This is a genomic window from Pantoea sp. USHLN256, assembly GCF_037149875.1.
Lineage (GTDB): Bacteria > Pseudomonadota > Gammaproteobacteria > Enterobacterales > Enterobacteriaceae > Pantoea > Pantoea nemavictus.
Genome location: NZ_JBBCQO010000001.1, coordinates 157,284 through 175,657, shown reverse-complemented (window position 1 = coordinate 175,657; position 18,374 = coordinate 157,284). Strand labels below are relative to the sequence as shown.

General features: G+C 52.4%; 15 protein-coding genes and 3 tRNA genes. 9 read left to right on the top strand and 9 right to left on the bottom strand.

All coding sequences use genetic code 11. The annotated features are described in order from the left end of the window. Positions 1-282 precede the first annotated feature (282 nt). Positions 283-1,395: an AI-2E family transporter YdiK gene (ydiK, locus tag WFL93_RS00825; RefSeq protein ID WP_336777391.1), complete on the bottom strand. Its 1,113-nt coding sequence runs from the start codon at positions 1,393-1,395 to the stop codon at positions 283-285. 205 nt (positions 1,396-1,600) lie between these two features. On the opposite strand from ydiK, the gene ydiJ reads away from it, so the two are divergent. Further along, on the top strand, positions 1,601-4,654 hold the full coding sequence (gene ydiJ / locus WFL93_RS00820; protein ID WP_336777072.1) for a D-2-hydroxyglutarate dehydrogenase YdiJ: 3,054 nt from the start codon (positions 1,601-1,603) through the stop codon (positions 4,652-4,654). Positions 4,655-4,684: 30 nt separating this feature from the next. On the opposite strand, the gene WFL93_RS00815 is transcribed toward ydiJ, so the two are convergent. Beyond that, positions 4,685-5,089: a hypothetical protein gene (locus WFL93_RS00815; protein ID WP_007892715.1), complete on the bottom strand. Its 405-nt coding sequence runs from the start codon at positions 5,087-5,089 to the stop codon at positions 4,685-4,687. A gap of 389 nt (positions 5,090-5,478) precedes the next feature. Here WFL93_RS00815 and sufA point away from each other — a divergent pair, with 389 nt between their 5' ends. From sufA to WFL93_RS00780, 7 genes are all read left to right on the top strand, one after another. Continuing rightward, positions 5,479-5,853 carry a Fe-S cluster assembly scaffold SufA gene (gene sufA, locus WFL93_RS00810; RefSeq protein WP_007892717.1) on the top strand — a complete coding sequence of 125 codons (375 nt, stop codon included), beginning with the start codon at positions 5,479-5,481 and terminating at the stop codon, positions 5,851-5,853. 7 nt (positions 5,854-5,860) lie between these two features. After that, positions 5,861-7,354: a Fe-S cluster assembly protein SufB gene (gene sufB / locus WFL93_RS00805; protein WP_007892719.1), complete on the top strand. Its 1,494-nt coding sequence runs from the start codon at positions 5,861-5,863 to the stop codon at positions 7,352-7,354. Positions 7,355-7,388: 34 nt separating this feature from the next. After that, positions 7,389-8,135 carry a Fe-S cluster assembly ATPase SufC gene (gene sufC / locus WFL93_RS00800; protein WP_049851824.1) on the top strand — a complete coding sequence of 249 codons (747 nt, stop codon included), beginning with the start codon at positions 7,389-7,391 and terminating at the stop codon, positions 8,133-8,135. Next, positions 8,110-9,387, top strand: coding sequence for a Fe-S cluster assembly protein SufD (sufD, locus tag WFL93_RS00795; protein ID WP_180823497.1), 1,278 nt, complete (start codon positions 8,110-8,112; stop codon positions 9,385-9,387). Before sufC ends, sufD begins: the two co-directional genes overlap by 26 nt. Beyond that, positions 9,384-10,607, top strand: a complete 1,224-nt coding sequence (gene sufS / locus WFL93_RS00790) for a cysteine desulfurase SufS (protein ID WP_049851822.1) — start codon at positions 9,384-9,386, stop codon at positions 10,605-10,607. The genes sufD and sufS overlap by 4 nt, the downstream gene beginning before the upstream one ends. Positions 10,608-10,627: 20 nt before the next feature. Beyond that, a complete protein-coding gene (gene sufE / locus WFL93_RS00785) occupies positions 10,628-11,044 on the top strand; it encodes a cysteine desulfuration protein SufE (RefSeq protein ID WP_007892732.1) in 417 nt (138 codons plus the stop codon). A 61-nt stretch (positions 11,045-11,105) separates the two neighbouring features. Then, the gene (locus tag WFL93_RS00780) at positions 11,106-12,125 is read left to right on the top strand and encodes a L,D-transpeptidase family protein (protein WP_180823498.1); all 1,020 of its coding nucleotides are present in this window, start codon (positions 11,106-11,108) and stop codon (positions 12,123-12,125) included. 75 nt (positions 12,126-12,200) lie between these two features. On the opposite strand, the gene WFL93_RS00775 is transcribed toward WFL93_RS00780, so the two are convergent. The 6 genes from WFL93_RS00775 to WFL93_RS00750 form a co-directional block, all read right to left on the bottom strand. Next, on the bottom strand, positions 12,201-12,437 hold the full coding sequence (locus tag WFL93_RS00775) for a major outer membrane lipoprotein (RefSeq protein WP_007892735.1): 237 nt from the start codon (positions 12,435-12,437) through the stop codon (positions 12,201-12,203). Positions 12,438-12,742: 305 nt separating this feature from the next. Beyond that, positions 12,743-14,155: a pyruvate kinase PykF gene (gene pykF / locus WFL93_RS00770; RefSeq protein WP_007892737.1), complete on the bottom strand. Its 1,413-nt coding sequence runs from the start codon at positions 14,153-14,155 to the stop codon at positions 12,743-12,745. A 341-nt stretch (positions 14,156-14,496) separates the two neighbouring features. Further along, positions 14,497-14,573: transfer RNA gene (locus tag WFL93_RS00765), tRNA-Val, on the bottom strand. 19 nt (positions 14,574-14,592) lie between these two features. Continuing rightward, a tRNA-Val gene (locus tag WFL93_RS00760) sits at positions 14,593-14,669 on the bottom strand. A gap of 3 nt (positions 14,670-14,672) precedes the next feature. After that, positions 14,673-14,749 (bottom strand) — tRNA-Val (locus tag WFL93_RS00755). A 153-nt stretch (positions 14,750-14,902) separates the two neighbouring features. Further along, positions 14,903-16,276 (bottom strand): MATE family efflux transporter, encoded by a 1,374-nt coding sequence (locus WFL93_RS00750; RefSeq protein ID WP_007892739.1) that lies wholly within the window; start codon positions 16,274-16,276, stop codon positions 14,903-14,905. A gap of 197 nt (positions 16,277-16,473) precedes the next feature. Here WFL93_RS00750 and WFL93_RS00745 point away from each other — a divergent pair, with 197 nt between their 5' ends. Then, complete coding sequence (locus WFL93_RS00745; protein ID WP_007892747.1) at positions 16,474-17,118, top strand: riboflavin synthase; 645 nt, start codon at positions 16,474-16,476, stop codon at positions 17,116-17,118. 51 nt (positions 17,119-17,169) lie between these two features. Here WFL93_RS00745 and cfa read toward each other — a convergent pair whose 3' ends face one another. Then, positions 17,170-18,318, bottom strand: coding sequence for a cyclopropane fatty acyl phospholipid synthase (gene cfa, locus WFL93_RS00740; protein ID WP_049851818.1), 1,149 nt, complete (start codon positions 18,316-18,318; stop codon positions 17,170-17,172). Positions 18,319-18,374 lie beyond the last annotated feature (56 nt).

Here is an 18,374-nt window from a genome sequence, read left to right as displayed (position 1 = left end):
TTATTAGTTTAAAGCTGATAACCTTTCATGGAGATTTTCTGAGGTTTTCGCGCCTGATTCAGTTTGAAAAATAATCATTCGATTAACGAATCCCGCCTAAAGCAGCGAAAACTGCGTTTTATCTTAAAAATCGCTTATGGAAAAAAATTATTGTTTCACTGAAATGAACGGGGGCATTAGGCGGGTTAAAGTAAGGCCAGTGTAAAACGGAGTATTGGCAGCGGAAAGTTTGGTGCGCACGGGGGCGCACCTGACAAAATTCATCTCAGCAACTCTGTCACCTTAAGGATGCTCGTCTTCGTGCTCGGCGAGGGCTTCAATGGCGGTTTGCATATCATCATCCGGTTCGGGCGCTTCATGCATCCACACCGAAACCAGTCGATAAGAGACGGCCAGTACCACCGGACCGATAAACAGACCGATCATACCAAAGGCAATTAAACCGCCAATGACGCCGGAGAGAATCAGGATCATCGGCAAATCTGCACCCATGCGAATCAGTACCGGGCGCAACACGCTATCCAGCGTACCTACCACACAACTCCACACCAGCAGCACCGTGCCCCAGGTGGTATCGCCGCTCCAGTAAAGCCAGATAATGGCCGGAACCAGCACCACCAGCGGACCGAGCTGCACCAGGCAGGTCAGAATCATCAGCACGGTCAGCAATGTGGCATAAGGAATGCCGGAAATCGCCAGCCCAATGCCGCCTAGCACGCCTTGCACTAGCGCGGTGACCACCACACCCAGCGCCACGGCCCGAATGGCTTGACCCGCTAACAGCACTGCGGCATCGCCGCGGCGTCCGCTCATGCGATAAGCAAAATGACGAATGCCGTGCCCAACCTGTTCGCCGCGCCAGTAGAGCAGCACGCTGAACAGCAGCATCACGATGAGATGCATCATAAAACGACCAAAGTGCCCGGCCTGCGCGACGAAGAAGCCTGTCGTCCGACCAATATAAGGCTGCACCTGGCTCAGTATCGCCGAGCCACCGCCATCGACTAACTTGTGATAGCTGGAGTAGAGTTTTCTGCCCGCATAAGGAATCTCGCGTAGCCAGGCGAAATCAGGCATCACCAGATGGCGCTGCGTCGCCCAGGTAATTACCGGCGCACTGTTATCAATCAGGCTGCTGACCAGCAGAGCAATAGGAATAATAAACAGCAGTAATAGCAAAATAGTCATGGCGATCACCGCCAGCGAGCGTCGTCCCCACAGCAGATGTTGCAGATGAATCATTAAAGGCCAGGTAGCAATCACCACCATGCTGGCCCAGGCGAAGCCCAGAATAAACGGCTGCACCACCCACAGACAGGCGATGATCATGATCAGAATGAACATCAGCGAAAACAGCATTTGCGGTAAGTCCATACCGCGTTGCAGGCTTTTCATCACAACGGTTAACCTCGATTGAATCCTTCAGAGTGGGGCTGAACAGCCCTGATTAATGATGATCTATTTCCCGAAAATTAAACAGGAAAAGCAGCGGAAGCGGCACGCATTCCTGAAAAAACAGCAGCCAGCAAAAAAATATGATAAAACCAAGGGCTGAAAAAAATGACGACGCAAACGTTTACAACATCTCGGTCACTCAATAATGATCCCACAGATTTCTCAGGCACCGGGCCTCGTTCAACTGGTGCTGACATTCCTGCAGTCCCTAAAAGAGCAAGGTTTTACCGGCGATACCGCCACCAGCTATGCCGATCGCCTCTCGCTCTCCACCGATAACAGCATTTATCAACTGCTGCCTGATGCGGCGCTGTTTCCACGCTCCACGGCCGATGTGGCGCTGATTGCGCGTCTGGCCGGTGAAGACCGCTTCACTAGCCTGGTGTTTACTCCCCGCGGCGGCGGTACCGGCACCAACGGGCAGTCGCTGAATCAGGGCATCGTGGTGGACATGTCGCGCTACATGAACCGCATCCTGGAGATCAATACCGAACAAGGTTGGGTGCGTGTTGAAGCGGGCGTGGTGAAGGATCAACTCAATGCGTGGCTGAAGCCGTATGGCTTTTTCTTCTCACCGGAACTCTCTACCAGTAATCGCGCCACCTTAGGCGGCATGATCAATACCGATGCTTCCGGACAGGGATCGTTGGTGTATGGCAAAACCTCCGATCACGTCGAAGGTCTGCGCGCGGTGCTGCTGGGCGGCGATATCCTTGATACGCGCGCCATGCCTACCGAACTGGCGGAACAGCTGGCGAGCACGCCTACCGCTGAAGGCCGCATCTATCAGCAGGTGTTAACCCGCTGCCGCGAACAGCGCGATCTGATTCTGGAAAAATTCCCCAAGCTCAATCGTTTCCTGACCGGTTACGACCTGCGCCACGTGTTCAGCGACGATTTGCAAACCTTCGATCTAACGCGTCTGCTGTGCGGTGCGGAGGGCACGTTGGCGTTTATCACCGAGGCGCGCCTTGATATCACGCCCATTCCTAAAGTGCGTCGTCTGGTAAACATCAAGTACGATTCGTTCGACTCAGCGCTGCGTAATGCGCCTTTTATGGTGGAAGCAAAAGCGCTGTCGGTAGAAACCGTCGATTCCAAAGTACTCAACCTGGCACGTGAAGATATTGTCTGGCACTCGGTTAACGAATTGATTACCGATGTACCCGATAAAGAGATGCTGGGCCTGAATATCGTCGAATTTGCCGGAGACGATGGCGAGCTGATTGAACAGCAGATCGCTATGTTGTGTCAGCGGCTGGATGAGCTGATGCGGCAGCAATCCGGCGGCGTCATCGGCTACCAGCTGTGTGACGATTTGAGCGGCATTGAGCGCATCTATAATATGCGCAAAAAAGCGGTGGGCCTGTTGGGGAACGCCAAAGGACGTGCCAAACCGATTCCGTTTGTCGAGGATACCGCGGTGCCACCTGAACATCTCGCCGATTACATCGTCGAGTTTCGCGCACTGCTGGACAGCCACGGCCTGAGCTATGGCATGTTTGGCCACGTCGATGCTGGCGTGCTGCACGTACGTCCCGCGCTGGATATGTGCGATCCGCAGCAGGAGCTGCTGATGAAGCAGATCTCTGATGAAGTAGTGGCGCTGACTGCGCGTTATGGCGGTCTGCTGTGGGGTGAACACGGTAAAGGCTTCCGCGCGCAGTACAGTCCTGAATTCTTTGGCGAAACGCTGTTCAATGAACTGCGGCGTATCAAAGCCGCCTTCGATCCCGATAATCGCCTGAATCCAGGCAAGATCTGTACACCATTAGGCAGTAACGAAGCGATGATGCAGGTCGATGCCGTGAAGCGCGGCACTTACGATCGACAGATTCCCGTCACGGTGCGTAATGAGTGGCGCGGTGCGATGGAGTGTAACGGTAACGGTTTATGCTTTAATTTCGACGCGCGCAGCCTGATGTGCCCATCGATGAAAATCACCCGTAGTCGCATTCACTCGCCGAAAGGGCGCGCTACCTTAACGCGTGAATGGCTGCGCTTGCTCTCCGAACAGGGTGTGGATCCCAACCAGCTGGAAAAGGCGCTTCCTCATCAGGGCGCTAGCCTGCGCAGCTTAATTCAGCGCACGCGTAACACCTGGCACGCGAAGCAGGGCGAATATGATTTTTCGCACGAAGTGAAAGAGGCCATGTCGGGCTGTCTGGCGTGTAAAGCCTGTTCGACACAATGCCCGATTAAGATTGATGTGCCGAATTTCCGTTCGCGCTTCCTGCAGCTGTATCACACCCGTTATCTACGCCCGATGAGCGATCATCTGGTGGCCAGCGTTGAGAGTTATGCACCGTTAATGGCCAAGGCGCCCAACGTGTTTAACTTCTTCCTGAAGCAGCCGTGGATGCGTGAACTCAGTCAAACTCACATCGGCATGGTCGATCTGCCGCTATTGTCGTCACCGAGCCTGAAGCAGCAGCTGAGCGGTCATCCGGCGATGAACCTGACGTTAGAACAGCTGGAGGCGCTCGACAGTACGCAACGTGAAAACTGCGTGCTGGTGGTGCAGGATCCCTTCACCAGCTATTACGAAGCGCAACTGGTTACTGATTTCGTCAAACTGATTGAGAAGCTCGGATATCGCCCGGTGCTGCTGCCGTTTTCGCCGAATGGCAAAGCGCAGCATGTGAAAGGTTTCCTGCAACGCTTTGCGCGCACTGCCAGCAAAACCGCAGACTTCCTGAATCGTGTGGCGAAGCTCGGCATGCCGATGGTCGGCGTTGATCCGGCAACCGTGCTCTGTTATCGCGATGAGTACCAGCAGGTGCTTGGTGAGCAGCGCGGAGAGTTTAACGTTCAGCTGGTGCACGAGTGGCTGCACAGTGCGCTGGCGGAGCGCGCGGTACAAACCGCCAGCGGTGAAGCCTGGTATCTGTTTGCGCACTGCACCGAAGTGACGGCACTGCCGTCCACGCCAAATCAGTGGCAGGGTATCTTTGCGCGCTTTGGCGCGAAGCTGGAGAATGTCAACGTGGGCTGTTGCGGCATGGCGGGCACTTACGGACATGAAAGTAAAAATCTGGAGAATTCGCTGGGGATTTACGAGCTGTCATGGCATCCGCAGCTGCAAAAGCTGCCGCGTCAGCGCTGCCTGGCAACCGGTTTTTCCTGTCGCAGCCAGGTTAAACGCGCCGAAGGCAATGGCATGCGCCATCCGCTGCAAGCACTATTGGAAATGATGTAAACAAATTGTAGGAGACGTCACAAAGCTGGATTAGAATATCCAGCCTGCGTGGCGGACGAAATCACTCTGCAGGCGGGTGGCTTGATCCCACTCGCCGCTGAGCGCCAGTTGATGACACAGACGTGTCAACGATAGGCGCGCCAGTTGATAAGCCTGGATGCGAAACAAACGGTCACGATCGGCGTTGCCCATCTCCTGCACTAAGCGGTGATGCAGCTTGCCCATGGCATGCAGAAAACTGTGATCGTCGCCATTCAGTTCGCAGATTTCTGCCATATCGAGACAGGTGTCGTTAAAGCGACGCAGTTGTTCGAGGGTGCAATCGGTGCGGTTGAGCTTTGCCTGAGCCATGTAGAAGTCAACGGTGATATCGCGTACCGAGAACTTATATTCGTCGATTTTATGTTGTAACCAGGCTGAGACGGTAAGCGTCATATCGCCACCTTAATTGGTTAATGATAATCATTATCATATTCAACCGCGTCAGGAATGCAATTCCCGCTGTGAAATTTTATTGATTCCTTCTGCCTGTTAGTAAAATCGGCAATAACAATTTATTTACATAGTAGAAAGGCGTAACCTATCAATCAGGAATGAAACGTAAAATTGATTTTGGAAATTTTACGCCAATTTAACGGGTTACGTAGACAGGGTGCGCACGGGAAGGCCGCCGTCAATCTGCCCGGAAGCGACTATGCTTAATAAAGCAGCAGTAAAAAATAGCACGAGATGATTATCCCTGCAAAACAAGAGGTTGAAGTGATATCTGATATCACTACCATAGGGGGATAGCCTGAAAAGGCCCAGACATACGAGGTAGCACAATGTCATCAGTAAATGCCGACTCTTTTTCACCCGAAGATTTCGTCTGGAAAGGGCTCACGCTGACCGAATCGGCAGCAAAACAGATTCTTAACCTGGTAGAACAAGACCCTGAAGTCAAGGGATTGAAACTGGGTGTGAAAACGTCCGGCTGTGCCGGTTTTGGGTACGTTATGGACCTGGTGAAAGATCCTGCCGATGACGACCTGCAGTTTGAGCAATTCGGCGCAAAACTGTTTGTGCCACTTCAGGCGATGCCGTTTGTTGACGGTACCGAGCTGGATTACGTCCGCGAAGGTCTGAACCAGATTTTTAAATTCAACAACCCTAAAGCTCAACACGCCTGTGGGTGTGGTGAAAGCTTTGGCGTCGAGTAAGTGAAATATGTCACGACACAGCGAAGCATCTGACGATGTACAAATGTGGGAAGGTAAGCTCAATTATAAAGAGGGCTTCTTTACCCAGTTACAAACCGACGAATTTGCCCACGGCATCAATGAAGATGTGGTGCGCGCGATTTCGGCTAAGCGTAACGAACCTGAATGGATGCTTGAATTCCGTCTGAAGGCGTTCCGCGCCTGGGAACAGATGGAAGAGCCGCACTGGCTGAAAGCGCACTACGAAAAACTGGATTATCAGGATTACAGCTACTACTCCGCGCCGTCCTGCGGCAACTGCGATGACAGCTGTGCTTCTGAACCCGGCGCTACCCAAACCTCAGGCAGCGTCGCGTCAAGCGATTACCTGACGCAGGAAGTGGAAGAGGCGTTTAATCAGTTAGGTGTTCCGGTGCGTGAAGGTCGTGAAGTTGCGGTGGATGCGATTTTCGACTCCGTCTCCGTTTCGACCACCTATCGCGACAAGCTGGCCAAGCAGGGCATCATTTTCTGCTCCTTCGGCGAAGCGATTCACGATCATCCCGAGCTGGTGCAGAAGTATCTCGGCACTGTGGTGCCGCCAAACGATAACTTCTTTGCCGCGCTGAACTCGGCAGTGGCTTCCGACGGTACCTTCGTTTACATCCCGAAAGGCGTACGTTGCCCGATGGAGCTGTCGACCTATTTCCGTATCAATGCGGCTAAAACCGGTCAGTTCGAGCGCACCATTTTGATCGCCGACGAAGACAGTTACGTTAGCTATATCGAAGGGTGCTCCGCGCCCGTGCGTGACACCTATCAGCTGCACGCAGCCGTGGTAGAAGTGATCATCCACAAAAACGCGGAAGTAAAATATTCCACCGTGCAGAACTGGTTCCCGGGCGGTGAAGGCGAGGGCGGTATCCTCAACTTCGTCACCAAGCGTGCGCTGTGCGAAGGCGATCACAGCAAGATGTCCTGGACGCAGTCCGAGACCGGCTCTGCGATCACCTGGAAATACCCAAGCTGCATTCTGCGTGGCGATTACTCGATTGGTGAGTTCTACTCTGTGGCGTTGACCGCAGGCCGTCAGCAGGCCGATACCGGCACCAAGATGATTCACATTGGTAAAAACACCAAGTCGACCATCATCTCGAAAGGTATCTCTGCGGGTAAGAGCCAGAACACCTATCGCGGTCTGGTGAAAATCATGCCAACCGCCACCAACGCGCGTAACTTCACCCAGTGTGATTCGATGCTGATTGGTGCCGAGTGCGGTGCGCACACCTTCCCGTATGTGGAAACGCGTAACAACACGGCGCATCTGGAGCACGAAGCTACCACTTCGCGCATCGGTGAAGATCAGATGTTCTACTGCCTGCAGCGTGGCATCAGCGAAGAAGATGCGATTTCAATGATCGTTAACGGCTTCTGCAAAGACGTTTTCTCCGAGCTGCCACTGGAATTCGCTGTAGAAGCGCAAAAATTGTTAGCTATCAGCCTTGAGCACAGTGTGGGCTGATGCCCGTTGCCGGAAGCAATGTGAAGGAAAGAGTATGTTAAGCATTAAAGATTTGCAGGTTAGCGTTGAAGACAAAGAGATTTTGCGCGGTCTGAACCTTGAAGTGAAGCCGGGCGAAGTCCACGCCATCATGGGACCGAACGGTTCAGGTAAAAGTACCCTGTCTGCAACGCTGGCGGGTCGTGAAGATTACGAAGTCACTGGCGGTTCGGTCACGTTTAAAGGTAAAGACCTGCTGGAACTTGAGCCTGAAGAGCGTGCCGGTGAAGGCATCTTCATGGCGTTCCAGTATCCGGTAGAGATCCCGGGCGTCAGCAACCAGTTCTTCCTGCAGACTTCAGTCAACGCAGTACGTAAATACCGTGAGCAGGATCCTCTGGATCGTTTCGACTTCCAGGACTTTATCGAAGATAAAATCCAGCTGCTGAAGATGCCGGAAGATCTGCTGACCCGTTCAGTCAACGTCGGTTTCTCTGGCGGTGAGAAGAAGCGTAATGACATCCTGCAGATGGCGGCGCTGGAACCTGAGCTGTGTATCCTCGACGAAACTGACTCCGGTCTGGATATCGATGCGCTGAAAATCGTGGCAGAAGGCGTTAACAGCCTGCGCGACGGTAAGCGTTCATTCATTATTGTTACGCATTACCAGCGCATTCTGGATTACATCAAGCCAGACCACGTGCACGTGCTGTATCAGGGCAAGATCGTTAAGTCTGGCGATTTCTCACTGGTGAAACAGTTGGAGGAGCAAGGCTATGGCTGGCTTACCGACCAAGAGTGATAACGCCCTGCAGCAGTGGCACCACCTGTTTGAATCGCGTGGTGACGTGCGTTCGTTACAGGCGCAGCAGCACTGGCAGCAACTGATGCGTGTCGGCTTGCCGACGCGTAAGCACGAGAACTGGAAATACACGCCGCTTGATGGTCTGCTGGCGCAGCAGTTTGTTCTGCCGCAGCCGCAGGAAGTGAGCGCTGAGCAGGTTGATGCGCTGGCATTGCCGATTGATGCAGTGCGCTTGGTGTTCGTTGATGGTCGCTTCCAGGCCGAGTTAAGCAGCCGCGATACTGGCCTGTTTGACATTCAACATGCGCAAGCTTCTGAGCGTCGTCCGCTGCCGGCACCGATTCAGCCGGAAGTGTTCCTGCATCTGACCGAAAGTTTGGCGGAAGAAGCCACAACCATTCGTCTGGCGCGTGGTAAATCAGCCGCTAAGCCACTTTACCTGCTGCACATTACCAGCGGGCAGGATGCAGGCACCAATACCGTGCATCATCGTCACCATCTGCAGCTGGAAGCCAGCGCAGAAGCGGAAGTGATTGAGCACTACGTGACGTTGAATGATGTGGCGCACTTTACTGGCGCACGCTTCACGTTCGACGTCGCGGATAATGCCAAACTGCAGCACATCAAACTGTCATTTGAGAGCGAAAAGTCATATCACTTTGCGCACAATGATGTGGTGATGGGCCGTGACGCAAATGTGAGCACCACCAGCTTCCTGTTGGGTGCTGGCTTATCGCGTCACAATACCAGTGCACAGCTGAATGGCGAAAATACCAATCTGGCGATCAACAGCCTGTCTTTACCGGTGAATCAGGAAGTGTGCGATACCCGCAGCTATCTTGAGCACAATAAAGGCCACTGCATTAGCCGTCAGATGCACAAAGTCATCGCGCGCGACAAAGGCCGTGCGGTGTTTAACGGTATGATCAAAGTGGCACCTCACGCGCTGAAAACCGACGGCCAAATGACCAACAACAACCTGTTGCTGGGCCGTTTGGCGGAAGTGGACACCAAGCCGCAGCTGGAAATCTATGCTGATGACGTTAAGTGCAGCCACGGTGCGACCATTGGTCGTATTGATGAAGAGCAGATGTTCTATCTGCGCTCGCGCGGCATCGATGAGACCGCCGCACAGCGTATGATCATCCATGCATTTGCCGCTGAACTCACCGAAACGCTGGAGAATCCGGTACTGCGTCAGGTGGTGCTGCAGCGCATTGCCGCGCGTATCCCGGGAGTTGAGTCATGAGTTTCGATCTCGAACGCATCAGAGCGGAATTTCCGATTCTGAAACGTGAGGTCAACGGACATCCGCTGGCCTACCTTGATAGCGCGGCCAGCGCACAGCGCCCGCTCGCGGTCATCAATGCGGAAAGTTATTTCTATCAGCACGGCTATGCAGCCGTGCACCGCGGTATCCATTCGTTGAGCGCCCAGGCGACCACCGACATGGAGAACGTGCGTCATCAAGCGGCGCGTTTTCTTAATGCGGCAACGCCTGAAGAGATCATCTTCGTCAAAGGCACCACTGAAGCCATCAATCTGGTGGCGAACAGCTGGGGTGGCAGTCAGCTGCAGCCGGGCGATAACATCATCGTCACCGAGATGGAGCATCACGCTAACATCGTGCCGTGGCAGATGGTGGCACAGCGTACCGGCGCAGAGATTCGCGTACTGCCGCTTAACGCGCAGGGTGAACTGGCGCTGGAGCAGCTCAGCGGCTTAATCGACAGTCGTACCCGTTTGCTGGCGGTGACCCACGTTTCTAACGTGCTCGGCACGGTCAACCCGGTGAAAGCGATCGTTGCGCAGGCCAAAGCGGCCGGCGTGGTTACGCTGGTGGACGGCGCGCAGGCGGTGATGCATCACGCGGTGGATGTGCAGGATATCGACTGCGACTTCTACGCGTTCTCCGGCCATAAAATCTACGGTCCGACCGGTATTGGTGTGCTGTACGCGCGTAAAGCGCTGCAGGAGATCATGCCACCGTGGGAAGGCGGCGGTTCGATGATTTCTGAAGTTGTGTTGCCAACCGGCACAACCTGGAACACCACGCCGTGGCGCTTTGAAGCGGGTACGCCAAACACTGGCGGCATTATTGGTCTCGGCGCGGCGCTGACGTGGATTACTGAGTTAGGTTTGGATGCGATTCATCAGCGCGAGTCAATGCTGATGCGTTATGCGCTGGATAAACTGGCGTCAGTCCCGGATCTGGTGATTTATGGTCCGGAAAGTCGCAGTGGTGTGGTGGCCTTTAATCTCGGCAAGCATCATGCGTTTGATGTCGGCAGTTTCCTTGATCAATACGGTATTGCGATCCGCACCGGCCATCATTGCGCGATGCCGCTGATGCGTCATTACGCGGTGCCAGCCATGTGTCGTGCCTCCTTCGCGCTCTACAACACCGAAGAAGAAGCCGATCGCCTGGCCGCAGGTTTGACCCGTATTCATCGTCTGCTGGGCGGTTGAGCAGATTTCAGGAGTGATCCATGGCGAATTTGCCAGATAAAGAGAGACTGGTACGTAACTTTAACCGTTGCGCTAACTGGGAAGAGAAGTACCTCTACATCATTGAGCTCGGTGGGAAATTACCAGAATCCTCCGAAAGCTTACAGCAGCCCGAACACGTGATTTCAGGTTGTCAAAGCCAGGTGTGGATACGCATGACCCCGCAGGCTGATGGCACCATCGCCTTAGAAGGTGACAGCGATGCCGCCATCGTTAAGGGGTTGATTGCAGTGGTATTTAGCCTGTATCAAGGGCTTAAGGCGCCAGAGATTCTCGATCTCGATGTGCGTCACTGGTTCGGCGAATTAGCGCTGACCTCACACCTCACTCCCTCGCGTTCGCAGGGGCTTGAAGCAATGATCCGCGCGATCCGGCATAACGCTCAGACCCTCAGCTAAGTTACACTCTGCAGACCCCGGCTTGACCGGGGTCTGTTCTATCCGACAAAGAGAAAATTGCATGAAACCTGCCTTACGTTTAGCCGGTGCATTGCTGTTGTCCTGTTGCGGACTGTCTGCACCTGCATTTGCCACAGAATATCCCCTGCCAGCCGATAACAGCCGTTTAATTGGTGAAAATACCCTGACCCTTGTGCCGGATGACAAACGGCCGCTAGAAAGCATTGCAGCGCGTTATAAGATAGGCATGCTTGGCATGCTGGAAGCGAATCCCGGTGTTGACCCGTGGCTACCGAAAGCAGGTACGCAATTAACCGTACCGCTGCAGATGCTGCTACCCGATGCGCCGCGTGAAGGCATCGTGATTAACCTTGCTGAACTGCGTCTCTACTACTATCCCAAAGATGAAGATCGTGTCGTTGTCTATCCGATAGGAATTGGCCAGTTAGGTGCAATGACACCCACCATGGTGACCAGCATCAGCCAGAAAATCCCTAATCCCACCTGGACGCCAACCACCAATATCCGCAAGCGTTATGCCAAAGAGGGCATTACGTTGCCGGGCGTAGTACCGGCAGGGCCAGATAACCCAATGGGGCTGTTCGCCATGCGTCTGGCACGCGGAACGGGCCAGTATTTGATTCATGGCACCAACGCCGATTTTGGTATCGGCATGCGCGTGAGCTCCGGCTGCATTCGCCTGCGTCCTGATGACATTGAAGCCCTGTTCAACAGCGTGCCGAAAGGTACTCGCGTGCAGGTGATCAATCAGCCAGTCAAATACGCGATTGAGCCGGACGGAAAGCGTTACGTTGAAGTGCATCAGCCATTGTCACGTAATGACAAAGACGATCCGCAAACCATGCCCATAGCGCAGTCTGCGCAGCTTAAAGCTTTCACTCACAGCGCTAAGAGCGATACGGCGTTGATTAAGGAGGCGATAGTACGACGTTCAGGCATGCCGGTGTTAGTGAGCAGCGGAGAACCGGTAACGGATGAGAGTACATTGCCAGCGGAGCAGGGGAAGCGTGCTGAGCAAGCCAGCATTGATGAAGTGAAAGGTGCGGAAGCTCAACCCTGAATTCGGACCAGTGCAACGCAGAATCAGGACAAAAAAAATGGTGCCACAAAGGCACCATTTTTCAAACCAGAACTCTTACTTACGGTAAGAGTGAGCCTGGTTGTCCAGACGCTGGTTAGCACGAGCTGCGTCATCTTTAGCAGCCTGAACGTCAGAACGGATTGCGTTCACGTCGTTGCTCAGCTGATCAACTTTAGCGTTCAGAGTCTGAACGTCTGAAGACAGTTGGTCAATTTTAGCGTTGCTTGAGCAACCAGCCAGCATAGTTGAAGCCAGGATTACCGCGCCCAGTACCAGTTTAGTACGATTCATTCTTTATACCCTCTAGATTGAGTTAATCTCCATGTAGCGTTACAAGTATTACACAAAGCTTTTTGAGTTGAGAATAAATTTTTGATGAGAACATGCTTAAATTTGATCGTTCGCTCAAAGAAACAGCATTTCGCAGAAGATGATGAAAATAATTAGCTAAAACAGAGAGATTTAATCGGACTAACCTTAATCATACGAGATTTTGAATAGTTAATTTCGATTGGAAATTTCCGATATTTGTATTACCCGATCAATAAAAAAAGCGCCAGGAAAAGGCGCTTTTTAAATAAAAATTCAGTTGCTAATCAGATGACATGTACGGATGCGGTATTTGTCGTTCCGCTTGGTACTAATGCACCTGAAACCATTACCACAACATCGCCTTTCTGCGCATATCCGCTTTCCAGCGCCATTTCTTTACCAATGCGGTAGAAATCATCAGTTGAAGCAATTTCTTTCACCAGATGGGTTTCGATACCTTTGCTCAGAATCAGCTGGCGTGCAGTGGTTTCGTTGGTAGTCAGTGCCAAAATGGTGGCATCCGGGAAATATTTACGGATGGCTTTAGCTGATTTACCGCCTTCGGTAGCTACAACAATCAGTGGTGCTTCCAGTTTTTCTGCAGTCTCTACCGCACCGCGGCACACAGCTTCAGTGATGCGCAGTTTACGGGAATCCTGCAGTGAATCGATGCGAGATTTCATCACGCGATCGGTACGCTCACAGATGGTCGCCATGATGGTGACCGACTCCAGTGGATAACGGCCTTTTGCACTCTCACCAGACAACATCACCGCATCGGTGCCATCAAGGATGGCGTTGGCTACGTCGCCGGCTTCTGCGCGGGTAGGGCGTGGGTTCTTGATCATGGAATCCAGCATCTGCGTAGCGGTGATAACTACTTTGCGTGCTTTATTACACTTCTTAATCATCATCTTCTGCGCGAAGATCACTTCTTCTACCGGGATCTCAACGCCGAGGTCACCACGAGCAACCATGATGCCGTCAGATGCTTCGAGAATTTCGTCGAAGTTGTTCAGGCCTTCCTGATTCTCGATTTTTGAGATGATCTGGATGTGCTCGCCGCCGTTTGCCTTCAAATGCTCACGAATTTCCAGCACGTCAGAACGCTTACGGATAAAGGAGGCCGCGACGAAATCAACATTTTGCTCGCAACCAAAGATCAGGTCACGCTTGTCTTTTTCTGCCAGAGCAGGCAGCTGAATGGAGACGCCTGGCAGGTTGACGCCTTTGTTCTCGCCCAGGTCGCCGTTGTTCAGCACGTTACATACTACGGTGTTTTCAGTCACTTCAGTGACCTGCATACCAATCAAACCATCGTCGACCAGTACGGTATTACCAATTTTCAAATCTTCAGTAAAACCGGCGTAGGTCACGGCAACGCGTTCGCTGTTACCAATCACGGATTGGTCGGTGGTGAACGTGAAGGTTTGTCCGGCTTTCAACGAAACATCGTTGCCGCCTTCCAGTTTCATGGTGCGAATTTCCGGACCTTTAGTGTCCAGCAGAATAGCGGCCTGACGACCGGTTTTTTCCATAACGGCACGCATATTCGTGATGCGTTGACCATGTTCAGCATAATCCCCGTGCGAGAAGTTCAGGCGCATTACGTTCATGCCTGCTTCCAACAGTTGGGTCAGCATCTCTTCAGATTCGGTTTTTGGACCGATAGTACAAACGATTTTGGTCTTTTTCATGTCAGGTTTTCTATAAGTTGTGATGGATGATAAAGGTCGGGATTCGATGCACAGGGCACCGAAGTGAGAATATTTATGGTGTTGGAACGGATTTCACAGAAATAAGAATAGGAGACGAAAGCAAAGCGTGCAGAGAAGTTATGCAGTACGCGAGGGAACTGACCGAGCAGTGTTGCGCAAATCATTGGAGTTGTTTGCATAGGCACGTTAGCGCTGAAACCTTTCAGGTGGAACAACGCGGCATAGTATAGTCGCTAAGTATGCGAAAACCAATATAAAAGCGGCGTAAGAAAGACGATGCAGATCAAGAAAAGGATGTTGCGCAAGGAGATAAAACAGAGTGGTGCGCTCTAATGGACTCGAACCATCGACCCCCACCATGTCAAGGTGGTGCTCTAACCAACTGAGCTAAGAGCGCATTCAGGAAATTCAATAATTGGTGCGTCCGAGTGGACTCGAACCACCGACCCCCACCATGTCAAGGTGGTGCTCTAACCAACTGAGCTACGGACGCACTTGGTGCGCTCTAATGGACTCGAACCATCGACCCCCACCATGTCAAGGTGGTGCTCTAACCAACTGAGCTAAGAGCGCAACATGCTGTCAGGGCGACAGCGGGGACGAATATTAACGGCAGGCCGTGAAGCTGGCAAGGGGAAAAAGTGTTTTTCCCCTACGACTGACCAGCAACTGTGCTATGCGTCGTTTTTTTAGCCGTTGCCTGCCAATTAATGTGCGTTCAGTCACTTAGCGCGCGGCGCGCGCCAGGATCACCTGAGCGGGTAAGCGCTGCAAGCGTCGGATACGCCAAATCATCATTACGGCCGCCGAGGTCAGGCCGATAATAAAGCCGCACCAGAAACCAGCGGGACCGAGCTTTGGCAGCACCCAATCGGTCATCGCCAGCACATAGCCCACCGGCAAACCCAATACCCAGTAGGCAATAAAGGTAATAAAGAAGATCGATCGCGTATCTTTATAGCCACGTAAAATACCGCTGCCAATCACCTGAATCGAATCCGAGAACTGATAGATCGCGGCCAGCAGCATCAGTTGCGCAGCCAGAGTTATCACTTCCGGATTAGCGGTATAGAGTCCGGCGATATCATGACGGAAAATCACGGTAAACAGCGCGGTGATCGCCGCCATACTGATGCCAACCCCTTGTCCAGTCCACGCGGCGACGCGCGCCTGTTCGGCCGAACCCTGGCCGAGTCGATAGCCAACGCGAATGGTGGTCGCCACACCAAGCGACAGCGGCAACACAAACATCAGAGAGCTAAAGTTGAGCGCAATCTGGTGTCCAGCCACCTTCACAATGCCGAGCGGTGATACCAGCAGTGCTACCACAGCAAACAGCGTAACCTCGAAGAACAGCGCTAAAGCCACCGGCAATCCCAGCGTGAACAGCCGGGATAAAATGGCGCGAGAGGGTGGGGACCAGCGAGTTTTCATGCGAATATCGCGCATGCTTGCCATGCGTTTCACCCAGAAGCGCATCACAAGGAACATCACCCAATAGACTGAAGCCGTTGCCACACCGCAGCCCACGCCGCCTAAAGCCGGCATACCAAAATGGCCGTAAATGAACACATAGTTGAGCGGAATGTTCACCATCAGGCCGAGGAAACCCAACAGCATCGCCGGTTTAGTTTTCGATAGCCCTTCACACTGGTTGCGCATCACCTGGAACAGCAGGTAACCCGGCGCGCCCCACAGCAACGCATGCAGATATCCTTCAGCTTTGGCGGCCAATTCAGGATCGATATCATGCATGGTGTTAATCAGATAACCGGCGTTCCACAGCACCACCATGATTAATAGCGCGACACCCATTGCCATCCAGTATCCCTGGCGCACTTGTTCCGCGATACGCTCGCGTCGTCCCGATCCGTTGAGTTGCGCAACGGTAGGCGTCAAAGCCAGTAGAAGACCATGACCAAACAGAATGGCGGGAAGCCAGATAGAGGTGCCGACAGCAACGGCGGCCATATCCGTGGCGCTTACCGCACCGGCCATAACAGTATCTACGAAACCCATCGCGGTCTGTGCCACCTGAGCAAGGATGACCGGGATCGCGAGGGCCAGCAATTGACGCGCTTCTGTAAAATACTTCTGCACGTAACACCTGCTTAATTAAAGAAGAGAGTGGGAGAAATCCCCATAGAATGCGCGGCATAGTGTAGCGGCAGCGTTGGCATCCGCCAAACGTTGATCGCATTTTGTTTAGCAATTTGTGTAAAGTTTGAACTCCGCCAAATTAAGCTGTGGCCGGTAAGCTGTGATAAACTGACGCAAACTTTGCAGAGGCTGAGATTATGTTTACTGGAATTGTGCAAGGCACGGCTGAAATTGTCGGCATTGAAGAAAAAGATCTGTTTCGTACGCATATTGTACGTTTGCCGGAAGAACTGTTACCCGGCCTGGCGTTGGGCGCATCGGTGGCGCACAACGGCTGCTGCCTGACGGTGACAGCGATTGATGGCGATCGTGTGAGTTTCGATCTGATCAAAGAAACGTTGCGCATTACCAACCTGGGCGAATTAAAGGTTGGTGACGTAGTCAATATTGAACGTGCGGCAAAGTTTAGTGATGAAATTGGCGGTCATTTAATGTCTGGTCATATTATGACCACGGCGGAAATCTGCAAAATTATTCAGTCAGAAAATAATCGCGAAATTTGGTTTAAATTACAGGACGCCACGCAGATCAAATATATTCTGCATAAAGGCTTTGTCGGCATCGATGGAATAAGTCTGACGGTGGGCGACGTCACTAAAAGCAAATTCTGTGTCCATCTGATTCCGGAAACGCTGGAGCGTACCACTCTGGGTGCGAAGAAGTTCGGTCAGAAGGTCAATATTGAAATTGATCCTCATACTCAGGCAATTGTGGAAACGGTTGAGCGTGTGCTGGCACAGCGTGAAGTGGCGGCTCTGGCGCAGGCTGATAACGCAGAATAGCGGTGATAAAAAAGGCGCCGAGCGGCGCCTTGATTGACTTAATAATCTTTATTAACGCGCAACGCGTAATCCGCCATCCTTGCCACGACTAAAGACTACCTGCCACAGCTGTATATCCCGCGCGCGAAACGCACCCGCGCAGGCATTGAGATAATAGTCGAACATCCGTTTGAAACGTTCGCCATAGTTCTCGGCTAACTGCGGCCATGCTGTCTGAAAACGTTCATACCAGGCCATTAACGTTGTATCGTAATCCGCGCCAAAATTATGCCAATCTTCCATAACAAAATGTGGCTCACTGGCATCGGCAATTTGCCGCACCGACGGCAGGCAACCATTCGGGAATATATATTTATCAATCCATGGATCGACGTTCATATCCGTGGTGAGGGCACCAATGGTGTGCAGTAAAAATATGCCGTCTGGCTTGAGATTGCGATCGGCAACATCAAAATAAGTGGCATAGTTTTTCGGCCCGACGTGTTCAAACATCCCGACGGAAACAATACGATCATATTGATTATTGAGGTCGCGATAATCCTGCAACAAGATAGTGACATCTAACCCTTCGCAGCGTTGTTGTGCCAGTTTTTGCTGCTCGGCGGATATAGTGACACCCTGCACGGTTACGCCGTAATGGCGTGCCGCATATTCTGCCAGACCACCCCAACCACAGCCGATATCCAACAACGTCATGCCTGGTTCAAGTTGCAACTTGCGACAAATCATATCCAGTTTTGCCTGCTGCGCGTTTTCCAGGGTGTCAGCCTCTTTCCAGTAGCCACATGAATATTGCATGTAGGGATCAAGCATCAATGTGAAGAGATCATTACCGAGATCGTAATGTTCTTTACCGACAATCCAGGCTCGTTTCTTTGACTGCAAATTAGTGAGACGCGCTGCTGCAATACGCAACGTATCTTTAAAATGCCGTGGTAATTGTTTATCCAGATGGTGTTTTAATACGCGGTGGAAGAACATATCGAGTTGTTCGCACTCCCACCAACCATCCATGTAACTTTCACCTAAACCGAGCGATCCTTCCTCAAGTACGCGTTTAAAAAAATCTGGATGCTTTACCTGAATATCCCAGGGACGAGTGCCATTAACTGCAATATCAGCGCGCTCTAGCAGTTCATTGACGATCCGAAACCAGTGGTTTTCTTCAAGGCTCACTTCTTCTATAACAGATGAACTCATAGCTTCTCCATCACCTTCCGATCTGAACCTGAGAAAAAGAATAGCCAATTTCCCAA